Source organism: Stenotrophomonas rhizophila, from assembly GCF_003651185.1.
GTDB lineage: Bacteria > Pseudomonadota > Gammaproteobacteria > Xanthomonadales > Xanthomonadaceae > Stenotrophomonas > Stenotrophomonas maltophilia_Z.
Genome location: NZ_RCDC01000004.1, coordinates 1368506 through 1389709 on the forward strand (window position 1 = coordinate 1368506; position 21204 = coordinate 1389709).

The 21204-nt window shown below is 67.5% G+C and carries 22 protein-coding genes; 6 read left to right on the forward strand and 16 right to left on the reverse strand.

Annotated features, from left to right (window positions below; all coding sequences use genetic code 11):
• Positions 1-9 precede the first annotated feature (9 nt).
• The 5 genes from BCL79_RS06190 to BCL79_RS06210 form a co-directional block, all read right to left on the reverse strand.
• The gene (locus tag BCL79_RS06190) at positions 10-756 is read right to left on the reverse strand and encodes an S-methyl-5'-thioinosine phosphorylase (protein WP_121038727.1); all 747 of its coding nucleotides are present in this window, start codon (positions 754-756) and stop codon (positions 10-12) included.
• Positions 756-1310: a hypoxanthine-guanine phosphoribosyltransferase gene (locus BCL79_RS06195; RefSeq protein WP_019183441.1), complete on the reverse strand. Its 555-nt coding sequence runs from the start codon at positions 1308-1310 to the stop codon at positions 756-758. The genes BCL79_RS06190 and BCL79_RS06195 overlap by 1 nt, the downstream gene beginning before the upstream one ends.
• Positions 1310-2317, reverse strand: a complete 1008-nt coding sequence (gene nagZ / locus BCL79_RS06200) for a beta-N-acetylhexosaminidase (protein WP_121038730.1) — start codon at positions 2315-2317, stop codon at positions 1310-1312. The genes BCL79_RS06195 and nagZ overlap by 1 nt, the downstream gene beginning before the upstream one ends.
• A 67-nt stretch (positions 2318-2384) precedes the next feature.
• Positions 2385-3077: a DsbA family oxidoreductase gene (locus BCL79_RS06205; RefSeq protein WP_121038733.1), complete on the reverse strand. Its 693-nt coding sequence runs from the start codon at positions 3075-3077 to the stop codon at positions 2385-2387.
• A gap of 45 nt (positions 3078-3122) precedes the next feature.
• A complete protein-coding gene (locus tag BCL79_RS06210) occupies positions 3123-3626 on the reverse strand; it encodes a CYTH domain-containing protein (protein WP_121038736.1) in 504 nt (167 codons plus the stop codon).
• Between the two features lie 78 nt (positions 3627-3704).
• On the opposite strand from BCL79_RS06210, the gene BCL79_RS06215 reads away from it, so the two are divergent.
• The gene (locus BCL79_RS06215; protein ID WP_121038739.1) at positions 3705-4316 is read left to right on the forward strand and encodes a hypothetical protein; all 612 of its coding nucleotides are present in this window, start codon (positions 3705-3707) and stop codon (positions 4314-4316) included.
• A 12-nt stretch (positions 4317-4328) separates the two neighbouring features.
• Here BCL79_RS06215 and rlmD read toward each other — a convergent pair whose 3' ends face one another.
• Complete coding sequence (rlmD, locus tag BCL79_RS06220; protein ID WP_121038742.1) at positions 4329-5663, reverse strand: 23S rRNA (uracil(1939)-C(5))-methyltransferase RlmD; 1335 nt, start codon at positions 5661-5663, stop codon at positions 4329-4331.
• A 137-nt stretch (positions 5664-5800) separates the two neighbouring features.
• Here rlmD and BCL79_RS06225 point away from each other — a divergent pair, with 137 nt between their 5' ends.
• Positions 5801-6535: an Hpt domain-containing response regulator gene (locus BCL79_RS06225; protein ID WP_121038745.1), complete on the forward strand. Its 735-nt coding sequence runs from the start codon at positions 5801-5803 to the stop codon at positions 6533-6535.
• Positions 6536-6605: 70 nt separating this feature from the next.
• On the opposite strand, the gene recO is transcribed toward BCL79_RS06225, so the two are convergent.
• The 9 genes from recO to rpoE all read right to left on the reverse strand — a co-directional run bounded on the left by recO (position 6606) and on the right by rpoE (position 15323).
• The gene (gene recO, locus BCL79_RS06230; RefSeq protein ID WP_121038748.1) at positions 6606-7331 is read right to left on the reverse strand and encodes a DNA repair protein RecO; all 726 of its coding nucleotides are present in this window, start codon (positions 7329-7331) and stop codon (positions 6606-6608) included.
• Positions 7332-7359: 28 nt separating this feature from the next.
• The gene (gene era, locus BCL79_RS06235) at positions 7360-8256 is read right to left on the reverse strand and encodes a GTPase Era (RefSeq protein WP_121038751.1); all 897 of its coding nucleotides are present in this window, start codon (positions 8254-8256) and stop codon (positions 7360-7362) included.
• Complete coding sequence (gene rnc, locus BCL79_RS06240; protein ID WP_121038754.1) at positions 8253-8933, reverse strand: ribonuclease III; 681 nt, start codon at positions 8931-8933, stop codon at positions 8253-8255. The genes era and rnc overlap by 4 nt, the downstream gene beginning before the upstream one ends.
• A complete protein-coding gene (locus BCL79_RS06245; RefSeq protein WP_088434521.1) occupies positions 8923-9306 on the reverse strand; it encodes a DUF4845 domain-containing protein in 384 nt (127 codons plus the stop codon). Before BCL79_RS06245 ends, rnc begins: the two co-directional genes overlap by 11 nt.
• Positions 9307-9338: 32 nt before the next feature.
• Positions 9339-10133: a signal peptidase I gene (gene lepB / locus BCL79_RS06250; RefSeq protein WP_121038757.1), complete on the reverse strand. Its 795-nt coding sequence runs from the start codon at positions 10131-10133 to the stop codon at positions 9339-9341.
• Between the two features lie 100 nt (positions 10134-10233).
• A complete protein-coding gene (gene lepA, locus BCL79_RS06255; RefSeq protein WP_183073750.1) occupies positions 10234-12024 on the reverse strand; it encodes a translation elongation factor 4 in 1791 nt (596 codons plus the stop codon).
• A gap of 168 nt (positions 12025-12192) precedes the next feature.
• Positions 12193-13725, reverse strand: a complete 1533-nt coding sequence (locus BCL79_RS06260; protein WP_121038763.1) for a DegQ family serine endoprotease — start codon at positions 13723-13725, stop codon at positions 12193-12195.
• 81 nt (positions 13726-13806) lie between these two features.
• Entirely contained in the window at positions 13807-14706 is a 900-nt protein-coding gene (locus tag BCL79_RS06265; RefSeq protein WP_121038766.1) for a sigma-E factor negative regulatory protein, read from the reverse strand.
• Positions 14703-15323 carry an RNA polymerase sigma factor RpoE gene (gene rpoE / locus BCL79_RS06270; protein ID WP_121038769.1) on the reverse strand — a complete coding sequence of 207 codons (621 nt, stop codon included), beginning with the start codon at positions 15321-15323 and terminating at the stop codon, positions 14703-14705. The genes BCL79_RS06265 and rpoE overlap by 4 nt, the downstream gene beginning before the upstream one ends.
• A 238-nt stretch (positions 15324-15561) precedes the next feature.
• On the opposite strand from rpoE, the gene BCL79_RS06275 reads away from it, so the two are divergent.
• The 4 genes from BCL79_RS06275 to BCL79_RS06290 all read left to right on the forward strand — a co-directional run bounded on the left by BCL79_RS06275 (position 15562) and on the right by BCL79_RS06290 (position 20165).
• Positions 15562-17625 (forward strand): 3-hydroxyacyl-CoA dehydrogenase NAD-binding domain-containing protein, encoded by a 2064-nt coding sequence (locus BCL79_RS06275; RefSeq protein ID WP_121038773.1) that lies wholly within the window; start codon positions 15562-15564, stop codon positions 17623-17625.
• A gap of 145 nt (positions 17626-17770) precedes the next feature.
• On the forward strand, positions 17771-18634 hold the full coding sequence (locus BCL79_RS06280) for a pirin family protein (RefSeq protein ID WP_121038776.1): 864 nt from the start codon (positions 17771-17773) through the stop codon (positions 18632-18634).
• 114 nt (positions 18635-18748) lie between these two features.
• Positions 18749-19471: an aquaporin Z gene (gene aqpZ / locus BCL79_RS06285; RefSeq protein ID WP_121038778.1), complete on the forward strand. Its 723-nt coding sequence runs from the start codon at positions 18749-18751 to the stop codon at positions 19469-19471.
• Positions 19472-19703: 232 nt separating this feature from the next.
• Complete coding sequence (locus BCL79_RS06290) at positions 19704-20165, forward strand: hypothetical protein (protein WP_121038781.1); 462 nt, start codon at positions 19704-19706, stop codon at positions 20163-20165.
• Between the two features lie 124 nt (positions 20166-20289).
• On the opposite strand, the gene BCL79_RS06295 is transcribed toward BCL79_RS06290, so the two are convergent.
• Positions 20290-21141, reverse strand: a complete 852-nt coding sequence (locus BCL79_RS06295) for a pirin family protein (RefSeq protein ID WP_121038784.1) — start codon at positions 21139-21141, stop codon at positions 20290-20292.
• Positions 21142-21204 lie beyond the last annotated feature (63 nt).

Here is a 21204-nt window from a genome sequence, read left to right on the forward strand (position 1 = left end):
TAATGACAATCACCCCCGTGCCAATTCACCGATCAATTCGGGCAGACCGGAGGAGGCAGCCTCCACATTGGCCAGCACTTCAGCCATCGTGATTTCATCGCCATCGCCACAGCCGGCGGCCCAGTTGGCCACAATCGCCAGGCACGCATAGTCAAGGCCAAGCTCACGCGCCAGGCTCGCTTCGGGCATGCCGGTCATGCCGACCAGATCGCAGCCATCGCGGCGCATGCGCGCGATTTCCGCATTGGTTTCCAGCCGCGGACCCTGGGTGGCGCCGTAGCAGCCACCGTCCTGCAGGCGCACGCCGGTCACTTTCGCCGCGGCCAGCACCTTGCTGCGCAGCATCGGGGTGTACGGATGGCCGAAGTCCACGTGCAGCACCTCGGTACCCGGCTCTTCGCACAGGGTGGAGATGCGGCCCCAGGTGTAATCGATCAACTGGTCCGGGCAAGCCAGCACGCGCGGGCCGAACTGTTCGGTGATGCCGCCAACCGTATTGAGCGCGAGCACGCGCTGCGCACCGATCTGCTGGAGCGCGGCGAGGTTGGCGCGGTAGTTGATCTTGTGCGGCGGCAGCGAGTGGCCTTCACCGTGGCGCGCCAGGAAGGCCACGCGCTGGCCCAGCAGCGTGCCGACGCGGATCGGACCGGACGGCGTGCCGTACCGGGTCTCGATCTGGTGGCTGCTCACGTCATCGAGCTGGGCCAGCGTGTAGACGCCGGTGCCGCCGATGACGGCAAGAGAAATGTGTTCCATCATTCCTTCATCGCGTAGATGGCCGGCACGCAGCGCAGCGTCTCGTTGACGTCCATGCCGAACCCGAACACATAGCGGTCCGGCAGGTCGATGCCGGCGTAGTCGGCCTTGACGTCCGGCAGCGCGCGGTCGTGCAGCTTGACCGTCAGCGCGGCGATGCGCACATCGGTGGCACCCTGCTCCAGGCACCAGGTGCGCACGCCCTGCAGCGTGTAGCCCTCATCGAGGATGTCATCGACCAGCAGCACGCGGCGCCCGAACAGCGCGGTGGCCGGCTTGTGCTTCCATACCAGATCGCCGCCGGTGGTTTCACCGCGGTAGCGGGTGGCGTGCAGATAATCGAACTGCACGTCCTGGCCGCGTGCGCCCAGTTCCAGCGCAAGCTGGCCGGCGAACGGCAGTGCGCCGTGCATGATCGACAGGAACAGCGGGACCTCGCCCTTGTAATCGCGCGCGATGGCGTCGGCGATGCCAGCGATGGCCTTGTCGATGGTGGGACGGTCGACCAGCAGGTCGGCCTGGGCCAGGGCCTGGGAAATGGTGAGGTTGGGCATCAGACGGTTCTTCCAAGGGTGTCAAGCAAACGGGATTGGGTGGTGCCATGGCGGGAATCGGCCAGCAGGCCGTCCCAGCCCAGCGCGCCGCGACCGATCAGGCCGAGCAGCGCAGCGGTGTTGAGGGTGCGGCCTTCGACCGCGCGCAGTGATTCTTCCACCAGTTCGGGGTGGCAGACCAGCACCACGTCGCAGCCGGCATCCAGATGCGCATCCACGCGCGCCTTGACGCCACCGGCCGAGAACGAGGCGGCCATGCCGATATCATCGGAGAAGACCACACCTCGGAAGCCCATCTCCTCGCGCAGGATCTGCTGGATCCAGCGTGGCGAGTAGCCGGCCGGTTCCGGCGCGACCTGCGGGTAGACCACGTGGGCCATCATCACCGCATCGGCGCCGGCAGTGATGCCGGCCGCGAACGGGATCAGGTCCAGTGCGCGTAGTTCATCGAGCGAACGCGGGTCGCTGGCATCGTGGAAATGGGTGTCTTCCAGCACGGTGCCGTGCCCGGGGAAATGCTTGAGCGTGGCCGCCATGCCGACGCTGTGCATGCCGCGCACATAGGCAGCGGTGAACGCAGCCACGACCTGTGGGTCCGCGCTGAACGCGCGATCGCCGATGGCCAGGTTGCCACGGCCCAGATCGACCACCGGGGCGAAGCTGAGATCCACGCCGCTGGCGCGCACTTCGCTGGCCATCAGCCAGGCATGCTGTTCGGCCAATGCCAGCGCAGCCTCGGGATCGGTGGCGTACAGGGCATCGAAACCCTGCAGCGGCGGCAGCGCGCTGTAACCGTCACGGAAGCGCTGCACGCGCCCGCCTTCCTGGTCCACGCAGATCAGCTGCGGGCGCGGCGCAGCGGCGCGGATGGCCGCCGACAACTCGGCCACCTGCTTGCGCGAGGCGAAATTGCGCTTGAACAGGATCACGCCGGCCACGGCGTCGTGCTGCAGCCACTCGCGTTCCTGGGCGGTGAGTTCGGTCCCGGCAACGCCGATCACGAGCATGGGGGGTCTCCAATACGGGGCGCCACCATGGCGCACTGCCGCATTGTCGCAGAACCCGCGCGCAGCGTCAGACCTCGCAGCCGTCCGGGCCGCAGCCAGCGCCCTGCCCGGCAGCCCCTGCCGGTGGGGTTTCCGCCGCGATCTGGCGCAGCGCCTGGGCGAAGGCCTCCGGCGGCTGGGCGCCCTGGATGGCGTACGTATCGTCGATCACAAAGGTGGGCACCGACTGAATGCCAAACCGCTGCGCCTGCGCCAGTTGGGCCTGGATCTCCGCCAGCCCTTCGTCGCCGGCCAGCAGTGTGGTGACCCGTTCGGCGCTGAGGCCACCGGCAGCGCCGGCATCGATCAGGGTCTGCGGCTCGGCCAGGTTGCGGCCCTGCGCAAAATGCGCGCGGAACAGCGCCTCGCCGACCGCCGCCTGGTCTCCTTCACGCTCGGCCAGCCACATCAGGCGATGCGCCGGCAGCGTGGTGACCCGGACCTGGCCCTGGTCGAAATCCATCGGCAGGCCTTCGGCGCGCGCCGCGGTCTGGGTCTGGGTCAGGATCTGCTCGGTGCGCTCGGCACTGCCGAACTTGGCCGCATATGCCTCGCGCAGCGGTACCGGGGTTGTGCCGGCGTCGGGATCCAGCAGGAAGGGGTGCCAGTGCACCTCCACCTCGGGGGCGTCATCACCCAACAGCGCCAGGCCCTGCTGGAACCGGTGCTTGCCGATCCAACACCAGGGGCACACCACATCCGACCAGATATCGATTTTCATCTCGCCAGATTGTGGGTGCTGCGGGGCGTTTACAAGGTCTGGCGGTCAGCCGCGTTCCGCGCTGGACCAGCGTGAAAACGGACGCGCGGCCAGCGCCAGATTGTAATAACGGACCTCGTCGGTGACTTCAGCGCCGGCCCAATCGGGCAGCGTGATCGCCTGATCGGCATGCTCGAGCTCGACTTCGGCCACCACCAGCCCGGCGTTCTCGCCGAGGAACTCGTCCACTTCCCAGAGCAGCCCCTGGTGCTCGACCAGATGCCGACGCTTGTCGATCAGCCCGCCGACACACAGCGCCAGCAGCGCGCGTGCATCGTCCACCGGGATCGGGTAATCGAACTCCTGCCGGGTGTGCCCGATCTCGCGTGACTTCATGTTGAGGAAGGCCTGCTCGCCCTGGATCCGCACGCGCACCGAAGCTTTCTGTGCGCCGCTGTCCAGTGCGGCGGTGTCGTTGAGATAGCCCTGCGCCATCGGGATCACCGCGTGCGCGGCCGTGCGCCAACCCTCACCGGTGACGCGGTATTTACGTTCGATTTCAATGCCCATGCGCACAGTATGCGGCGATCACGATCATGCGGCCACGGCCTGCTCCTATACTGGCTGGCTGCCCTGCAAGGACGCCCGATGAAGCCGCTCTTCCCCACCCTGTTGCTGACCCTGCTGCCACTGCCCGGGTTCGCCGCGACGCCGCCCACGCCTGCGCAGATCGACGCGGCGATCATGGCCATGATCGAGGCCGAGAAGAAGCCGGCCGCCTCCGCGCAGGATCTGCTGCTGCAGTCGATGTTCACCCCGCGCGGGTTCGAGCATGGCCCGTGCTTTGCCAGCACGACGGTCACCGGCGCCTACGAGTGCCTGATCGGCATGGAGATCGGGCTCAAGAACCGCTACCGGATGCTGCGCTTCGTTCCGCAGGGCATGGGCTGGGCGATGCAGCGGGCCGATGTCGATGCGCCGGTCCCCCCGCGCGAGCGGGTCCGCGAACTGCTCATCGAACAGCTCGATCATCGTGCCGCATCCATCGACGATGCCGCCGCCCGCGACGCACTGCGCGCCTTCCAGCAGCGCCTGCAGATTCTTGCGGTCGACGACTGCGAACTGCGCAGCACGCAGTCGCCCGAGATCCGCTGCGATGTCACCGCGGGGGACGACACCGAGCGCGGCACCGACCCGCAGACCTATGTGTTCGATGCACAAGGCCAGTGGCAGAACGCCGGGCCGGAGGACGCCCGCTGAGGGCGAACGCCGTCAGCGCTTTTCGAACACCGCGATGCTTTCCACGTGTGCGGTATGCGGGAACATGTCCATCGCGCCGGCCGAGACCAGAGTGAAGCCCTGCTCGTTGACCAGGTAGCCGGCGTCGCGCGCCAGCGAGCCGGGATGGCAGCTCACGTAGACGATCCGCTTGAACTGCTTGAGCGGCAGCTGCTGCAGCACTTCGATGGCGCCCGAGCGCGGCGGATCCAGCAGCAGCTTGTCGAAGCCCTGGCGCATCCACGGGGTCTGGCGCTGGTCCTGGGTCAGGTCCGCTGCGTAGAACTCGGCATTGTCCAGCCCGTTGCGCACGGCGTTCTCTTTCGCACGCGCCACCAGGCCGGCATCGCCTTCCACACCCACCACGTTGCGCACGGTGCGCGCCAGCGGCAGGGTGAAGTTGCCCAGCCCGCAGAACAGATCCAGCACGCGCTCGTCCGGGCCGGCATCGAGCAGCGCCAGTGCGTGGGCGATCATCTGCACGTTGAGCTTGGCGTTGACCTGGATGAAATCCAGCGGGCGGAACGCCAGTTCGACATCCCACGGTGCCAGCTTGAACGACAGCGGCACCTCGGCCGGCCACAGCGGGTGCACCGACTCCACGCCGCCGGGCTGCAGCGAGATCGCAAAACCATGTTCCTGCCCGAAAGCGGTCCATGCGGCGCGGTCAGCGTCGCTGAGCGGCTGCATATGGCGGATGGTCAGGACGATCGCGTCATCCCCGGCGATGAATTCGATCTGGGGGATATCGCGTTTGCCATCGAGCGTCTCGATGAACGCGGACAGCACGCCGACCTTCATGCCGATTTCCGGGATGACGGTCAGGCACTGGCTCAGGTCCGCGACGAAGCGCGGATCCAGCTCGCGGAAACCGACCAGGGTCTTGTCCTTCTTCTCCACGCGGCGCACCGAGAAGCGGCCCTTGCGGCGGTAACCCCAGCTGTCGCCGACCAGGGGCGGCAGCACAGTGCCCGGCGTGACGTGGCCGATCCGGGTCAGGTTGTCGATCAGCACGCGCTGCTTGGCCACGATCTGCTGCGACTCTTCCAGGTGCTGCAGCACACAGCCGGCGCAGACGCCGAAATGCGGGCAGCGCGGGGTCACCCGCTGCGGCGAGGCCTGTACGACCTCGATGGTCCGGGCTTCATCGAAATGGCGATTGCGCGCGGTCGGCTCGGCGGTCACCACCTCACCCGGCAGCGCGCCGGTGATGAAGGTGACCTTGCCACCCTCGCCGTCGCGGCGGGCAACGCCACGGCCGTCATGGCTGAGGTCGAGGATGTCGGTCTGGAAGGGGGTTCGGTCGAGGCGGGAGCGGGTTCGGGCCACGTGGCAACAGGCTGCGGGCAAAAAGGGTGCGTATTGTCGCAGATACCAACTGCAAGCTGAGCCGCTATGCAGCCGGGAGGCTTGCGGCGGGCCACTTCACGTTTAAGATGGGCGCAGCTGACATGGAGGCAGCCCAAATGCAGATGACCCCGAGGGATCCCATACCCCGATTCCTGCTCGTCGAGGATGACACCATCAGCCGCGGCTTCTTCAAGGCCGCGCTGGAAACCCTGCCGGCCCAGGTCGATACCGCCGATTCACTGGCCACGGCCATGGACCGCGCCCGCGGCAGCCAACACGATCTGTGGCTGATCGATGTGAACCTGCCCGACGGCAATGGCACCCAACTGCTGCAGGAGCTGCGCCGCTCGCGTCCGGATACCCCGGCACTGGCGCATACCGCCGACGGCGACACCTCGATCCACTCACGCCTGCGCGATGCCGGTTTCAGCGAGACCCTGGTCAAGCCGCTGAGCCGCGAGCACCTGCTCAAAGCCGTCCGCCGCGCCCTGGTGCATACCGCGGGCAGCCTGTCGGCGCCGCTCGGCCCGGAAGCGGACGACGCCGACGGCCTGCGCCAGGATTGGGACGAAACCACCGCCCTGGCCGCGCTGAATGGACAGCGCCACCACCTCATCGCCCTGCGCGAACTGTTCCTGGCCGAGTTGCCCGGCGTGCGCGATGCAGTGGCCCAGGCCCTGCGCGAGGACGACGTGCAGGCTCTGCGTGGGCAGCTGCACCGGTTGCAGGCCAGCTGTGGGTTCGTCGGCGCCGCACGCCTGGCGCGGGCAGTCCGGCAGTTGCACCAGGCGCCGGACTCGACCGGTGCGCAGAGCCGCTTCCGCGTGGCAGTGGACGCCCTGTTGCAGTGAACACGGGGCGGCAGCCGGGGCACCGGCGCCGCTTGAGTCACCCCGCAACGGTGCCGCGGCCCGCCAGCGCTTACGTGCGCCGCCGGGCCAGGTCCTCCAGCATTTCCCAGGATTTCAGCCCCCGCCCGCCCAGATGGTGCATCAGCACCGCGCGCATCGGTCGGCGCAGGCTGCCCAGATCCTCGGGCCCCGGCATGTCATCGGCGGCCAGCGCCAGCAGCGCGCTGCCGGTGGCGGTGCCCCGGCGTTGATCCACGCCACGGTCGCTGAGCAGGCGGCGCGGCCCCTCCTGGGGATCCAGCTCATAGCGTGCCGCCGGGTCGACCGGCTCCTCATCGCTGCCATGCAACAGATCGAAACCGAAGCCCAAGGCCTCCAGCAGGTCGCGCTCGAAACGTCGCAGGGTCCAGGCCAGCGGCTCGCCATCGCGCAGCCGCGCGCGCACCTGCGCGTAGTGGTCGTAGAGCTCCGGCAGCGGATCCTGGCGGGGCGCCAGCCGCATCATCAGTTCGTTGATATAGAAGCCGGCCAGCATCGCCTCACCGGTGAGCCGGGGCGCAGCGTCCAGGGCTTCTGCACCGCGCAGCTGGGCCAGTTCGCCCCGCTGCACGGCCGTGAGCCGGATCCATTGCAGCGGCTGCAGGGCCGCGCGCAACGCTTGGCTGCGCGGGCTGGACACGCCCCGCGCCAGCACCCCGATGCGGCCGTACTGCTCGGTCAGCACCTCGACCAGCAGACTGGTCTCCCGCCAGGCCCGGGCGTGCAATACGAAGGCCGGCTCATCCTCGATGCGCATCACTCAACCGCCCGGGGCCGTGGCCGGCTTATTCGTAGCCGAACGCCTTGAGCGCGGCTTCGTCGTCGGACCAGCCCTCGCGCACGCGCACCCAGGTCTCCAGGAAGACCTTGGCGCCGAACAGGCGCTCCATCTGCAGGCGCGACTTGGCGCCGATTTCCTTCAGGCGGGTGCCGGCCTTGCCGATCACGATCGCCTTCTGGCCTTCGCGTTCGACCCAGATCACCGCGCCGATGCGCAGCAGGTTGCCGTCTTCGACAAAGCGCTCGATCTCGACCGTGGTCGCGTACGGCAGTTCTTCACCCAGCTGGCGCATCAGCTGCTCGCGGACCAGTTCACCGGCGAGGAAGCGCTGGCTGCGGTCGGTGATCTCGTCTTCGCCGAACATCGGCGGGGCTTCCGGCAACAGCTTCATCAGGTCGCGGACCAGCGATTCCAGGCCGTTGCGCTTCTGCGCCGAGATCGGGTGCACCGCCGCGAACGTGCGGCCTTCGGTGACCTGCTGCAGGAACGGCAGCAGCGCGCCCTTGTCTTTCAGGCGATCGATCTTGTTGACCACCAGCACCACCGGGATGCCCGAGTCGCTGAGCACATTGAAGGCCAGGGTGTCTTCGTCATCCCAGCGGCCGGCCTCGATGACCAGCATGCCGGCGTCCACGCCCTCGAGCGAGCCGCGCGCGGCGCGGTTCATCACCCGGTTCATGGCGCGCTTCTGCGCACGGTGCAGGCCGGGGGTATCGACCAGCACGATCTGGCCTTCCGGGTAGCTGGCAATGCCCAGCAACCGGTGCCGCGTGGTCTGAGGGCGGTTGGAGACGATGCTGACCTTGGCGCCCACCAGGGCGTTGGTCAGGGTGGATTTGCCGACGTTGGGGCGACCGATGACGGCCACGCTGCCGGAACGATGGGGGGTTGCTTCGTTCACTTGGAATCCAGTTGCTCAAGGGCGGCGGCAGCCGCTTGTTGTTCGGCCAGCCGTCGCGAGGCACCTTCGCCTTCGGTGCTGACAGCGGGGTCGGTTACGCCGCAGCGTACCCGGAAGGTCTTGGCGTGATCGTCACCTGATTCTGACACCAGCTCGTACAGCGGCAGCGCCTTCTGCCGGGCCTGCAGCCATTCCTGCAGCCGGGTCTTGGGGTCCTTCTCGGGCTTGCCGGTGGCCGGCAGGGCCTGCATCGAGGCGTTGAACCAGGGCAGCACCACGGTCTGGCAGACGGCGAAGCCGGCATCGAGGTAGATCGCTGCGACCACGGCTTCCAGCGCATCGGCCAGGATGGAGTCGCGGCGGTGGCCGCCGGTCTTCATCTCGCCGGGCCCCAGGATCAGGCGCTCGCCCAGCTGCAGCTCGCGCGCGATCACCGCCAGCGCGCCTTCGCGCACCAGCTCGGCCCGGGCACGGGTCAGCGCGCCCTCGTCGGCTTTGGGCCAGCGTTCGTAGAGCGCCTGGGCCACCATCATGTTGACGATGCTGTCGCCGAGGAACTCCAGCCGCTCATTGTTGGGCGTACCGGCGCTGCGATGCGTCAGCGCCTGCTGGAGCAGGCCCGGATCGTTGAAGGCGTGACCGATCAGGTCACCGCGTTGGAAGGTCTTAGTCGGCACCGCTACGGGTCAATTCCTGGTTTGAATCAAATTTGCCCACCACGTCCAGATTGCCGATCATTTCACGGCGCACTTCGTAGTAGACCTTCATGTTCCAGCCGCCATCGATGCGATCGAACTTCACGTCGGCGGGTTTCACGTTTTCGGAGTAATTGATGTACAGGCGCTTGAAGAACATCTCCTGGATGCGGCGCGGCTCCATGTTGCCCACGCCCGGCTCCTTGGCCAGGCTCTTCATCGCCGAACGCACGGCGTAGTACTCCTGGTACATCGGGAACAGCTTCATCCCGATGTACAGGAAGAAGGCGACCACGATCAGCACCACCAGGAACGAGGTCAAGGTGATGCCGCGCTGCGATGTCATGTTCTTCATTGCGTTCTCCCCAGATACGCGTGTGCCATGAATCAATGGATGGCCGTGCCGATCCGCGACGGTTCGAAGCCGTCCTTGCAGAACCAGCCCGAGCAGTTCAGCCAGATCAGGAACGCCTTGCCACGGAGATTCTCCTCCGGCAGCAGGCCCCAGAAACGGCCGTCGTCACTGTTGTCGCGATTGTCGCCCATGACCAGGTACTTGCCGGCCGGGACGGTCCACTGCCCTTCGCCTCGGGCGTAGTCGGTCTCCAGCACGGTATGCGTGCGGCCCGGCAGGTGCTCGACCAGCAGCGAGCTGCCCTCGCCCTGGCCGTTGTGGCCTGCGTACAGACCCTTGTTGTCGTATTTGACCGGCTCGCCGTTGAGGATCAGGCCGTTGCCCTGGAACTCGATCTCGTCGCCCGGCACGCCGATCACGCGCTTGATGAAGTTCTCACCCTTGGCCGGATCGTTGTCCGAGTGGCCCGGGAAATGGAACACCACCACGTCGCCGCGCTTGGGCTCGCCGAACGGGATCACCTTGGCGTTGTTCAGTGGCAGGCGCAGGCCGTAGGAAAACTTGTTGACCAGGATGAAATCGCCGATCAGCAGGTTGGGCATCATCGAGCTGGACGGAATCTTGTACGGCTCGGCGATGAAGCTGCGCACCACCAGCACGATCGCCAGCACCGGGAAGAACGCCCGCGCGTAGTCGACCATCACCGGCTCGGTGTCCAGCAGGCCGGCGCGCTGGGCGCGGCGCTTGGCGAAGTACAGCTTTTCGGCCAGCAGGATCAGGCCCGAGGCCAACGTCAGTACGACCAGGAGGAGCTCAAACAATTTCATGCAGTGTCCTTGGGAACGATTGCAGCGGTGTGGTGTGCCCCTGCGCGTCCGGCGACACCGATCCGGTGCCGCCTGCCGCTGCCGGGAAAGCCATCCGGCCTTACTTGTCCATCTGCAGCACGGCCAGGAAGGCTTCCTGCGGGATTTCCACGCGGCCGACCTGCTTCATGCGCTTCTTGCCTTCCTTCTGTTTCTCGAGCAGCTTCTTCTTGCGCGAAACGTCGCCACCATAGCACTTGGCCAGCACGTTCTTGCGCATCGCCTTGACCGTGGTGCGCGAGATGATCTGCGAGCCGACGGCGGCCTGGATGGCCACGTCGAACTGCTGGCGCGGGATCAGTTCCTTCATCTTCTCGCACAGCTCGCGGCCACGGCGGTCGGCATGGCTGCGGTGCACGATCAGCGACAGCGCATCGACCTTGTCGCCGTTGATCAGCACGTCCACACGGACGAACGGACCGGCATCGAAACGCACGAAGTGATAGTCCAGCGAGGCATAGCCACGGCTGACCGACTTCAGCTTGTCAAAGAAGTCCAGCACCACCTCGGCCATCGGCAGCTCGTAGCTGATCTGCACCTGGCTGCCCAGGTAGTTGATGCCGATCTGGCTGCCGCGCTTTTCTTCGCACAGCTTGATGATGTTGCCGATGTACTCCTCGGGGGTGAGCACATTGGCGCGGATGATCGGCTCGCGGATCTCATCGACCATGTTCACCGGCGGCAGCTTGGCCGGGTTGTCCATGTTGATGATGGTGCCGTCGGTCTTGAGCACTTCATAGACCACGGTCGGCGCGGTGCTGATCAGGTCCAGGTTGTACTCGCGTTCCAGGCGCTCCTGCACGATTTCCATGTGCAGCATGCCCAGGAACCCGCAGCGGAAGCCGAAGCCCATCGCCTCGGAGCTTTCCGGCTCGAAGCGCAGCGCGGCATCGTTCAGGCGCAGCTTGTCCAGCGCTTCGCGCAGGTCCGGGTAATCCTCGGCATCGACCGGGAACAGGCCGGCGAACACGCGCGGCTGCATTTCCTGGAAGCCCGGCAGCGGCTTGGCGGCCGGATCGGCGGCCAGGGTCAGGGTGTCGCCGACCGGGGCACCGTGCACGTCCTTGATGCTGGCCGTCACCCAGCCCACCTCACCGGCGTTCAGTGTCGGCAGCACCTTGCGCTTGGGGGTGAACACGCCGACGTTGTCGACCTGGTGATTGCGGCCGGTGGACATCACCTGCAGCTTGTCGCCGGCCTTGATCTGGCCCTGCATCACGCGCACCAGCGAGACCACGCCGAGGTAATTATCGAACCACGAGTCGATGATCAGCGCCTGCAGCTTGTCGGTATCGCGCGGCACCGGCGGCGGGATGCGATGCACGATCGCCTCCAGCACGTCGCCCACGTTCAGGCCAGTCTTGGCACTGACCGCCACGGCGTCGGTGGCATCGATGCCGATCACGGCCTCGATCTCGGCCTTGGCACGGTCGATGTCGGCGGTGGGCAGGTCGATCTTGTTGATCACCGGCACCACTTCCAGCCCCTGCTCGACCGCCGTGTAGCAGTTGGCGACGGACTGTGCTTCCACGCCCTGGGCGGCATCGACCACCAGCAGCGCGCCTTCGCAGGCGGCCAGCGAGCGGCTGACTTCATAGGAGAAGTCGACATGCCCGGGGGTGTCGATGAAGTTCAGGTGGTAGGTGTGGCCGTCTTTGGCGACATACGGCAGCGAGACCGACTGGGCCTTGATGGTGATGCCACGCTCGCGCTCGATCGGGTTCGAGTCGAGCACCTGCGCCTCCATCTCACGGGCCTGGAGGCCGCCGCAAAGCTGGATGATGCGATCGGCCAGCGTGGACTTGCCGTGGTCGACGTGGGCGATGATGGAGAAGTTGCGGATGAACCGCATCGAATCAGAAGACATAGGTGGCGGCGGCGCGTCGCGTCGTCAGGATGACTGCGGATTATCGCATGGCCGGCCCGATCCCGCGTGGGCCCGGCAGCGATTGTCGCCAACGGCCCCCCAGAAACGACCGGGCCCGCCGAAGCGGGCCCGGAAACGCAGGCGGGGCGGGGCTTACTGCCCGGCCTTGACCGCCACGAAGGCGCTGTTGCCGTTGGCGCGGATCAGCAACATGACCACGTCACCCTTGCTGTATCCGGCCAGCGCCTTGTTCAGCGCGGCCACGCTGCCGACCGGGGTACGGCCGACCTGCAGCACCACCAGGCCCGGCGACAGGCCGGCGTCACGCGCGGACTGGCCGTTGACCCGGGTGATGCGCACGCCCTCGCCCGCCGACAGGCCCAGCTGCTGGCGCTGCGGGGCGGTCAAGTCGGCCACCTCCAGCCCCAGCAGGGCATTGGCGCCGGCCTCGGGCTTGGCCGCTTCCGCGGTCGGACGGGCGGCGCCACGCTCGGCGTCTTCGGCCAGTTCGGTCAGGGTGGCGGTGATCTCCCGCTCCTTGCCATCGCGCAGCACGCTCAGGCGGACCTTGCTGCCCGGCGGCAGCGCGCCGATGGCCGGCGGCAGATCGCTGAAGGTATTGATCGGGCTGCCATTGACCGAGCGGATCACATCGCCCGGCTCGATACCGGCCTTGAGCGCCGCGCTGCCCGCGACCACCTCGTTGACCAGCGCGCCACGGCTGTCCGGCAGGCCCAGCCCCTGGGCCTTGAGGCCATCGATCGGGCCGACCGCCGCGCCGAGCTGGCCACGGCTGACCCGGCCGGTCTTCTTGATCTGCTCCACCGCACCCATCGCAAGGTCGATCGGGATCGCGAAGCTGATCCCCATATAGCCACCGGAAGCGGAGAAGATCTGCGAGTTGATGCCGACCACTTCACCGCGGGTGTTGAGCAGCGGGCCACCGGAGTTGCCCTGGTTGATCGCCACGTCGGTCTGGATGAAGGGCACATAGCGCTGGTCCGGGCCGCCGGTGCTGCGGCCGACCGCGCTGACGACGCCGGCGGTGACGGAGTGGTCCAGCCCGAACGGCGAACCGATCGCGACCACCCATTGACCCGGCTTGAGGGTGTTGGAGTCGCCCACGCGCACGGTCGGCAGATTCTTTCCGTCGATCTTGAGCAGCGCCACGTCGTACTGCTGGTCGCTGCCGACCACCTTGGCAGTGAACTCACGGCGATCGCCAAGCTTGACCTTCACTTCGCTGGCATCAGCGACCACATGGTGATTGGTCAGCACGTAGCCGTCGGCGGAGATGATGAAACCCGAACCCATGCCGCGGCCGCGGATGCTCGGGGTGCCGTCATCGGGACCGTCGGCACCCTGCCCCGGCATCTGGAAATCCGGGCCGAAGAAGCGACGGAAGAATTCCGGCATGTCCTGGTCGGACGGCCCGGCCATGCGTGCCTGGCGGTTGCTGCGCACGATGGTGGTCTCGACATTGACCACGCCCGGCCCGACCTGTTCGACCAGATTGGTGAAGTCCGGCAGGCCACTGACCAGCTGCGGCGCCGGCGCGCGGGGTGCAGCGGCGGCCGCCGGCGCGGCAGCGGTGGCCGGCGATGGCGACGGCGACTGCGCGCAGGCCACCAGTGGGAGCGTCATGGCGATCAGCGCCAGGGCATGGGTACGGATACGGGCGGTCATCAGACACGAACCTCCGGGTCAGGGAACAAAGGGGGAACGCTCCGGCGCACAGGCCGGAGCGGAGCGTCAGCGCGACGATGCTCAGTCGCGGTGCCGGCGCGCAGGTTCGGCCGACTCGGCCGACTCCTGCAGGCGCGGCTCGAACGGATAGAACGCGGCCTGCGGCGCCTGTGTGGAGAAGCTCGCATTGAGCGCGCCGCCGGCGGCCGGGGCCAGGCTGGAGCGCGGCCAAGGCTTGGCCTGCAGCGTGCCGACCTCACCGAACGGGAACTGCCGCGCGGCGGCCGCCGGCATGGCCGGGGCCAATGGCGCCTGGCTGGCGATCGCCCGCTGCGGCTCGGCACTGCGCTCGGCGGCGCTGCGCGCGGCCTGCTGGGTACGCGTGGCACTGGCGCTGGCGCGGCGTGCCGTCGCCACGTCCTGGCGGCGGCTGGCGGCAGCCACCGCAGCAGCGGGCACCGCCGCCACGGCGAGCGCCTGTTCGGCGGCAGAGGCTTCGGTCACCGGTGCAGCAGGCAGCTCGGCCTGGCTGGCGATGATGGTGGTCGGCGCGTCCAGCGGGGCCGGGGCCGGCAGCTGCTCGCGGGTCATGAACATCGCCACGGCCGCGACGGAGGCGGCCAACGCCGCCCCCCCGCCCCAGCGTCGCCAGCCGCCACGCCGTTCCTGACGGTCATGGCTGCGCTCGACATTGGCCTGCATCGCGGGTGCCGGCTCAGCGGCCACGGAAATGCGCACCCGCTCGGCGAAATCGACCGGCGCCGGTGCGCAGGCCTGCCCGCGCAGCACATCGCCGAGCATCTGCCAGCGTTCGTTGCAGCTGGACAAGGCCTCATCGTGTTCCAGCCGGCGCAGCATGAAACGTGCTTCATCGGCTGACAGCTCGCCATCGATCAACGAGGACAGCTGCTGCCGGTAATGGGCGTCGAATTTATCGGGGGACGCGCCCCGGGAAGCATCATTGGACATATCGTGGCTCATGCGCGGCTCTTCTCGCGGGTGGCGCTGCCCACATCGAGCAGCGGCCGAAGTTCAGTGTCGATCGCCTCGCGGGCACGGAAGATCCGCGACCGCACGGTGCCGATCGGGCACCCCATCTTCTGCGCGATTTCGTCGTAACTCAGGCCGTCCACCTCGCGCATGGTGATGGCCGACCGCAGCTCTTCAGGCAGCGCCGACACCGCCTTCATCACCGTCTGTTCCAGCTCCTGGCGCATCAACTCGCGTTCGGGCGTGTCGGTGTCGCGCAGGCGGGTGCCGCTGTCGTACTGCTCGGCGTCCCCGATCTCGATGTCATCGGTGGGCGGGCGGCGGTTGTGGGCGGCGAGATGGTTCTTGGCAGTGTTCACGGCGATCCTGTGCAGCCAGGTATAGAACTGGGCGTCGCCCCGGAAACTGCCGATCGCGCGATACGCGCGGACGAAAGTGTCCTGGGCCACGTCCTGACATTCACTCCAGTCCGCGATGTAGCGCCCGATCAGCGCGATGACCCGATGCTGATACTTGCGTACCAGGACATCGAACGCCCCGCTCTCGCCACGCTGCACACGTCGGACCAGCTCCAGGTCCAGCTCCTGTGGTGTTTCAACCTCGGCCATGGGGGGCCGCACTCCTGTCAGCCCAACCGACGTCGGGCAATGAGACTGCCAATCCCGGGAAAAGTTCAGCGCTCGATCACACCGCGCCGCACCAGCTTTTAACCACCGTTCCGTTAAGGTTTCCGATCCAGGCAATGAATCGGCGGTATCTCTCCCCCAGCTATAGGGATTTGACGGGGAGGAAACAACCTCTGGATCATAGCCCCCTTCTCCATACACAACCGGATGGAACGTTCCCATGCTCTCAGGCTTCGATGGGCTCCGCTTCTCGCATTGGCACCCGCAGATCCGTGACGATGGCGTCGTCGTGCTCAGCCTCGACCGCCACGACAGCAGCGTCAATGCCATGTCGCAGGACGTGCTGCTCGAACTGGGCGACCTGATCGAGCGGATCGGGATGGACCCGCCCAAGGCGGTGGTGATCCAGTCGATCAAGGCGGCCGGCTTCATCGCCGGGGCGGACCTGAAGGAATTCCAGGAATTCGACCGCCGCGGCACCGTCAATGACGCGATCCGCCGTGGCCAGAGCACCTACCAGAAGCTGGCCGAACTGCCCTGCCCGACCGTCGCGGCGATCCACGGTCATTGCCTGGGCGGCGGCACCGAGCTGGCCCTGGCCTGCCGTTACCGCGTGGCCTCCAACGATGCCTCCACCCGCATCGGCCTGCCGGAAACCCAGCTGGGCATCTTCCCGGGCTGGGGCGGCAGCTCGCGCCTGCCGCAGCTGGTGGGCGCCCCGGCGGCGATGGACATGATGCTGACCGGCCGCAATCTGTCGGCCTCGGCCGCGCGCAACATCGGCCTGGTCGACAAGGTCGTCGCGCCGGCCGTGCTGCTCGATACCGCCGTATCGCTCGCGCTGAAGGGCACCACCCGGCCGTTCAAGCAGCGCGCGACCGCGTGGATCACCAACACCTGGCTGGCGCGCAAGCTGCTCGCACCGCAGATGGCCAAGCAGGTCGCCCGCAAGGCGCGCAAGGAGCATTACCCCGCTCCCTACGCACTGATCAACACCTGGGCACGCACCGGTGGCAGCCCGATCCAGACCCGTCTGGATGCCGAACGCCGCGCCGTGGTGAAGCTGGCCGGCACCCCGACCGCCCGCAACCTGATCCGTATCTTCTTCCTGACCGAACGCCTGAAGGCACTGGGCGGCAAGGACCACGGCATCCAGCACGTGCACGTGGTCGGCGCCGGCGTAATGGGCGGCGACATCGCGGCATGGTCGGCCTACAAGGGCTTCAACGTCACCCTGCAGGATCGCGAGCAGCGCTTCATCGACCCGGCCATGGAACGCGCGCAGGCGTTGTTCGCCAAGCGGGTGAAGGACGACAGCAAGCGCCCGGCCGTGGCCGCGCGCCTGAAAGCCGATCTCGCGGGCGAGGGCGTGGCCCAGGCCGATCTGGTGATCGAAGCCATCATCGAAAACCCGGAAGCCAAGCGCGAGCTGTACCAGTCGCTGGAGCCGAGGATGAAGGCCGATGCGCTGCTGACCACCAACACCTCCTCGATCCCGCTGGACGAACTGCGCGACCACATCCAGCGCCCGGCGCAGTTTGCCGGCCTGCATTACTTCAACCCGGTCGCGCAGATGCCGCTGGTGGAAATCATCCATCATGACGGCATGGCGCCGGAGACCGAGCGCCGCCTGGCCTCGTTCTGCAAGGCGCTGGGCAAGTTCCCGGTGCCGGTGGCCGGCACCCCTGGCTTCCTGGTCAACCGCGTGCTGTTCCCGTACATGCTTGAAGCTGCCACCGCGTATGCCGAAGGCGTGCCGGGCCCGGTGCTGGACAAGGCCGCGGTGAAGTTCGGCATGCCGATGGGCCCGATCGAACTGCTCGACACCGTTGGCCTGGATGTGGCCGCCGGCGTGGGCAAGGAACTGGCGCCCTTCCTTGGCCTGCAGGTACCGGCCGCCCTGGCGACCGTGGAACAGGGCAAGCGTGGCAAGAAGGACGGCCAGGGCCTGTACAAGTGGGAGAACGGACGCGCCCAGAAGCCGGACGTCCCCGCCAACGACGAGGTCCCGGCCGATCTGGAAGACCGCCTGATCCTGCCACTGCTCAACGAAGCGGTGGCCTGCCTGCACGACGGCGTCGTCGCCGACGCCGACCTGCTCGATGCCGGCGTGATCTTCGGCACCGGCTTCGCCCCGTTCCGCGGCGGCCCGATCCAGTACATCCGCGCCACCGGCGCCGATGCCCTGGTCGAACGCCTCAAGGTCCTGCAGCAGCGCTATGGCGATCGCTTCGCCCCGCGCCCGGGCTGGGAGTCGCCGGTACTGCGCGAACCGGTGATCTGAGGATCGCGAAAACGCCAGCGCACGCTGGCGTTTTTTGTGTGTGCTCGCGCGTGAAACCAGAACACCCTGTTACCGATACAGGCCTCCCACCTCCACACCCCGCATGCGATCCTCCCGCTCTGTCCCCGCCAGCGAGACCGCCCGCATGACGACCATCATCGCCCCCCGCATCCATGACATCGGTGGCCTGCAGGTGCGCCGCGCCGTGCCGACTCTGCAGGCGCGTAGCGTCGGTCCGTTCGTCTTCGTCGACCAGATGGGCCCGGCCGTCCTCTCTCCCGGCACCGGCATCGACGTCCGCCCGCATCCGCATATCGGCCTGGCCACCGTCACCTTCCTCTGGTCCGGCGCCATCGGTCACCGAGACACACTCGGCTCGGACCAGGTCATCCGCCCCGGCGACGTCAACTGGATGACCGCCGGCCGCGGCATCGCCCACTCCGAACGCACGCCTGCCATCGAGCGCGAACACGACCATCCGCTGCACGGCATGCAGACCTGGCTGGCGCTGCCGAAGAGTGCCGAAGAGACCGATCCCGCGTTCTATCACCATGCCGCCGCCACCCTGCCCCAGCAGCGCCGCAACGGTGCCTGGCTGCGCGTCATCGCCGGCCGCGCATACGGCGAAGAATCCCCGGTCAAGGTGTTCGCCGATACCCTCAACGTGGCCATCGATCTCGACGCCGATGCGGAAATCGACCTGGATACCGGCCACGCCGAACGTTCGCTCTACATCCTCGACGGCCAGGCCCAGCTCGACGGCGTGGACATTCCCGCCCAGCACCTGATCATTCCCGAGCCCGGTGCACGCGGCCGCCTGCGCGCCAAGACCCCGATCAAGGCAATGCTGATGGGGGGCGAACCGCTCGACGGGCCACGCCACCTCTGGTGGAACTTCGTCTCCAGCTCCAGCGAACGGATCGAGCAGGCCAAGCACGATTGGGAATCGGGCCGCTTCGGCACGATTCCGGGGGACGATAAAGAGTTCATTCCGCTGCCCGCGTACTGAGCCGATCCCCCGGCGGGCAACCGTTCGTCGGATGTTGACGCGGCCGTCACCCGGATGAACCCCGATTCAGCTACGTTGCGCCTGCCCACCCCGGGCATAACGTGGAGCACGTCGATGAGCATGGGCAAACGTCTGGCCGCCGAGTTCCTGGGCACGTTCTGGTTGGTGTTGGGCGGGTGTGGCAGCGCGGTGCTGGCGGCCAAGTTCGGTGGTGATGGCAATCCGCTGGGGATCGGTTTTGTGGGCGTGGCATTGGCCTTCGGCCTGACCGCGCTGACCGGCGCGTATGCGTTCGGGCATGTCTCCGGCGCGCACTTCAATCCGGCGGTCAGTGTCGGCCTGTGGGCCGGCGGCCGTTTCCCTGCCCGTGACCTGCTTCCCTACATCGTGGCGCAGGTGCTGGGTGGCGCGCTGGCCGGTTTCATTCTGCTGCAGATCGCCTCCGGTGCGCCGGGTTTCCAGATCGATGGCAGCCAGGCCGGCGCGTTCGCGAGCAATGGCTACGGCGCCCTTTCACCGGGCGGCTACAGTGTCGCCGCCGCCTTCCTGTGTGAAGTGGTCCTCACCGCGTTCTTCCTGATCGTGATCATGGGCGCGACCCACGGCAACGCGCCGGCCGGCTTCGCCCCGATCGCGATCGGCCTGGCGCTGACGTTGATCCATCTGATCAGCATTCCGGTCACCAATACCTCGGTCAATCCGGCGCGCTCCACCGCCGTGGCGCTGTTCGCCGGCAGCGGCGCGCTCAGCCAGCTGTGGCTGTTCTGGCTGGCACCGCTGCTGGGTGGCCTGATCGGCGGCATTGTCTACAAATGGATGGGAGCCGCGCCCCGCTGACGGGTGTGGCCGGGCGGCCCCCGGACCGCCCGGCGTCGGCGCAGAAAGGTTCACCTGAAACCGTTATTTGTACACTGAGTCACATTCCGTTAAGGTCCCGATCACTCGTCCGACACTGACGGCAGCGAGTGATCCGGTACGCGCGCGGGGAATGCGCCACCACGGCCTGGGTTGTCGACGGCCACCGGAATGCCTGTCAGCGACGGACGCGATCATCGACCTTGGGGGAACCATGAACGTCCTGCGCGCTGTCGTCTGTGTGTGTCTGCTGGTCACTGCCGGCGCCGTTGCGGCGCAATCGACCAGCGAATGTCCGTCCCTGCCCGCCAGCAGCGGCCTGCAATGGCAGGCGCTCGCCCAGCGCGACTTCATCCTGTGCAAGGCCACCGCCGCCGATGGGCGCGAAGTGCTCAGCCTGACGCTGAGCGCGCGCAATCCCGAGCTGCCGTTGAACCGCGCGCTGCGTCAGGAAAAAGGCAGCTTCGCCGGTGAAACGCTGTACTGGTACCAGCCCGACCTGGGCGGCCAGAAACCGCCGGGCTATGAGACGCGCCGGATCACGGTGGTGAAATTCGACAAGAACCGTTTCGCGCAGATTGCGCTGTACGCCGGCGACAACAGCGAACTGGGTTCGCTGCAATCGCTGGCGCAGGGGATGAACCTGACGCCCTCGGCTGTGGCCGCCGGGCGCTGAGGAAGAGGCCGGGACGGTGCACCGCACTCATCCCGTCATCCAAGGGAGCGCCGGCCACTGGCCGGCGCCTCCCGCACCGTCAGGTGTCATGCGCTGGCCGGCCAGCGGCCGGCGCCCACGTGCCTCAGAAGCGGCCTTCCTGGAAATCCACGAAGGCCTGCATCAGCTCCTGCTTGGTGTTCATCACGAACGGCCCATGCCGCATGACCGGCTCGCGCAGCGGGCGGCCGGCCACCAGGATCAGGCGCGCACCGGTGTCGCCCGCGCGCAGGGTCAGCTGCTCACCGCCGCCGAGCACCGCCATTTCCTGTCTGGCCACCGGGCGCGCATCGTCGCCCTCGCCGATCTCCAGCCCGCCTTCAAACACGTAGGCAAACGCGTTGTGGCCCTCCGGCAGCGTGTAGCGCCAGTCCGCACGCGCGTCCAGGGTGATGTCCAGGTACACCGGATCGGTGGCCGGCTGCACGATCGGCCCCACGGTGTCACCCACCTGGCCGGCGATCACCTTGACCTGCACGCCGTCGGCCGGCGCGGTGACCGGAATATGGTCCGGTGCGAACTCCTGGTACTTCGGGTCCGTCATCTTGTCGCGCGCTGGCAGGTTCACCCACAGCTGGAAGCCGCGCATCTGGCCCGATTCCTGTTCGGGCATTTCCGAGTGGATCAAGCCGCGGCCCGCCGTCATCCATTGCACGCTACCCGGCGTGAGCAGCCCTTCGTTGCCGTGGTTGTCCTTGTGCCGCATGCGGCCGTCGAGCATGTAGGTGACGGTTTCAAACCCGCGGTGCGGATGACTGGGGAAGCCGGCGATGTAGTCCTCGGCGCGGTCCGTGCCGAATTCATCCAGCAGCAGGAACGGGTCCAGGTCGGGCAGCGACGGCCCACCGATCACCCGCGTCAGGCGCACGCCGGCGCCATCGGAGGTGGCCATGCCACGGATGGTGCGCAGCACGCGCACCGGGGTTGGGCTGCTCATGGTGACTCCAGGGTCGGTGATCGATCAACAAGATGGCCTCGCCGGCCCCGCCGGCCAACCGTC

Coding starts and splice junctions, on each gene's coding strand:
- BCL79_RS06190 (WP_121038727.1), bottom strand. CDS start 756: ATGGAACACATTTCTCTTGCCGTCATCGGCGGCACCGGCGTCTACACG.
- BCL79_RS06195 (WP_019183441.1), bottom strand. CDS start 1,310: ATGCCCAACCTCACCATTTCCCAGGCCCTGGCCCAGGCCGACCTGCTG.
- nagZ (WP_121038730.1), bottom strand. CDS start 2,317: ATGCTCGTGATCGGCGTTGCCGGGACCGAACTCACCGCCCAGGAACGC.
- BCL79_RS06205 (WP_121038733.1), bottom strand. CDS start 3,077: ATGAAAATCGATATCTGGTCGGATGTGGTGTGCCCCTGGTGTTGGATC.
- BCL79_RS06210 (WP_121038736.1), bottom strand. CDS start 3,626: ATGGGCATTGAAATCGAACGTAAATACCGCGTCACCGGTGAGGGTTGG.
- BCL79_RS06215 (WP_121038739.1), top strand. CDS start 3,705: ATGAAGCCGCTCTTCCCCACCCTGTTGCTGACCCTGCTGCCACTGCCC.
- BCL79_RS06225 (WP_121038745.1), top strand. CDS start 5,801: ATGCAGATGACCCCGAGGGATCCCATACCCCGATTCCTGCTCGTCGAG.
- recO (WP_121038748.1), bottom strand. CDS start 7,331: ATGCGCATCGAGGATGAGCCGGCCTTCGTATTGCACGCCCGGGCCTGG.
- BCL79_RS06245 (WP_088434521.1), bottom strand. CDS start 9,306: ATGAAGAACATGACATCGCAGCGCGGCATCACCTTGACCTCGTTCCTG.
- lepB (WP_121038757.1), bottom strand. CDS start 10,133: ATGAAATTGTTTGAGCTCCTCCTGGTCGTACTGACGTTGGCCTCGGGC.
- lepA (WP_183073750.1), bottom strand. CDS start 12,024: ATGCGGTTCATCCGCAACTTCTCCATCATCGCCCACGTCGACCACGGC.
- BCL79_RS06260 (WP_121038763.1), bottom strand. CDS start 13,725: ATGACCGCCCGTATCCGTACCCATGCCCTGGCGCTGATCGCCATGACG.
- BCL79_RS06265 (WP_121038766.1), bottom strand. CDS start 14,706: ATGAGCCACGATATGTCCAATGATGCTTCCCGGGGCGCGTCCCCCGAT.
- rpoE (WP_121038769.1), bottom strand. CDS start 15,323: ATGGCCGAGGTTGAAACACCACAGGAGCTGGACCTGGAGCTGGTCCGA.
- BCL79_RS06275 (WP_121038773.1), top strand. CDS start 15,562: ATGCTCTCAGGCTTCGATGGGCTCCGCTTCTCGCATTGGCACCCGCAG.
- BCL79_RS06280 (WP_121038776.1), top strand. CDS start 17,771: ATGACGACCATCATCGCCCCCCGCATCCATGACATCGGTGGCCTGCAG.
- aqpZ (WP_121038778.1), top strand. CDS start 18,749: ATGAGCATGGGCAAACGTCTGGCCGCCGAGTTCCTGGGCACGTTCTGG.
- BCL79_RS06290 (WP_121038781.1), top strand. CDS start 19,704: ATGAACGTCCTGCGCGCTGTCGTCTGTGTGTGTCTGCTGGTCACTGCC.
- BCL79_RS06295 (WP_121038784.1), bottom strand. CDS start 21,141: ATGAGCAGCCCAACCCCGGTGCGCGTGCTGCGCACCATCCGTGGCATG.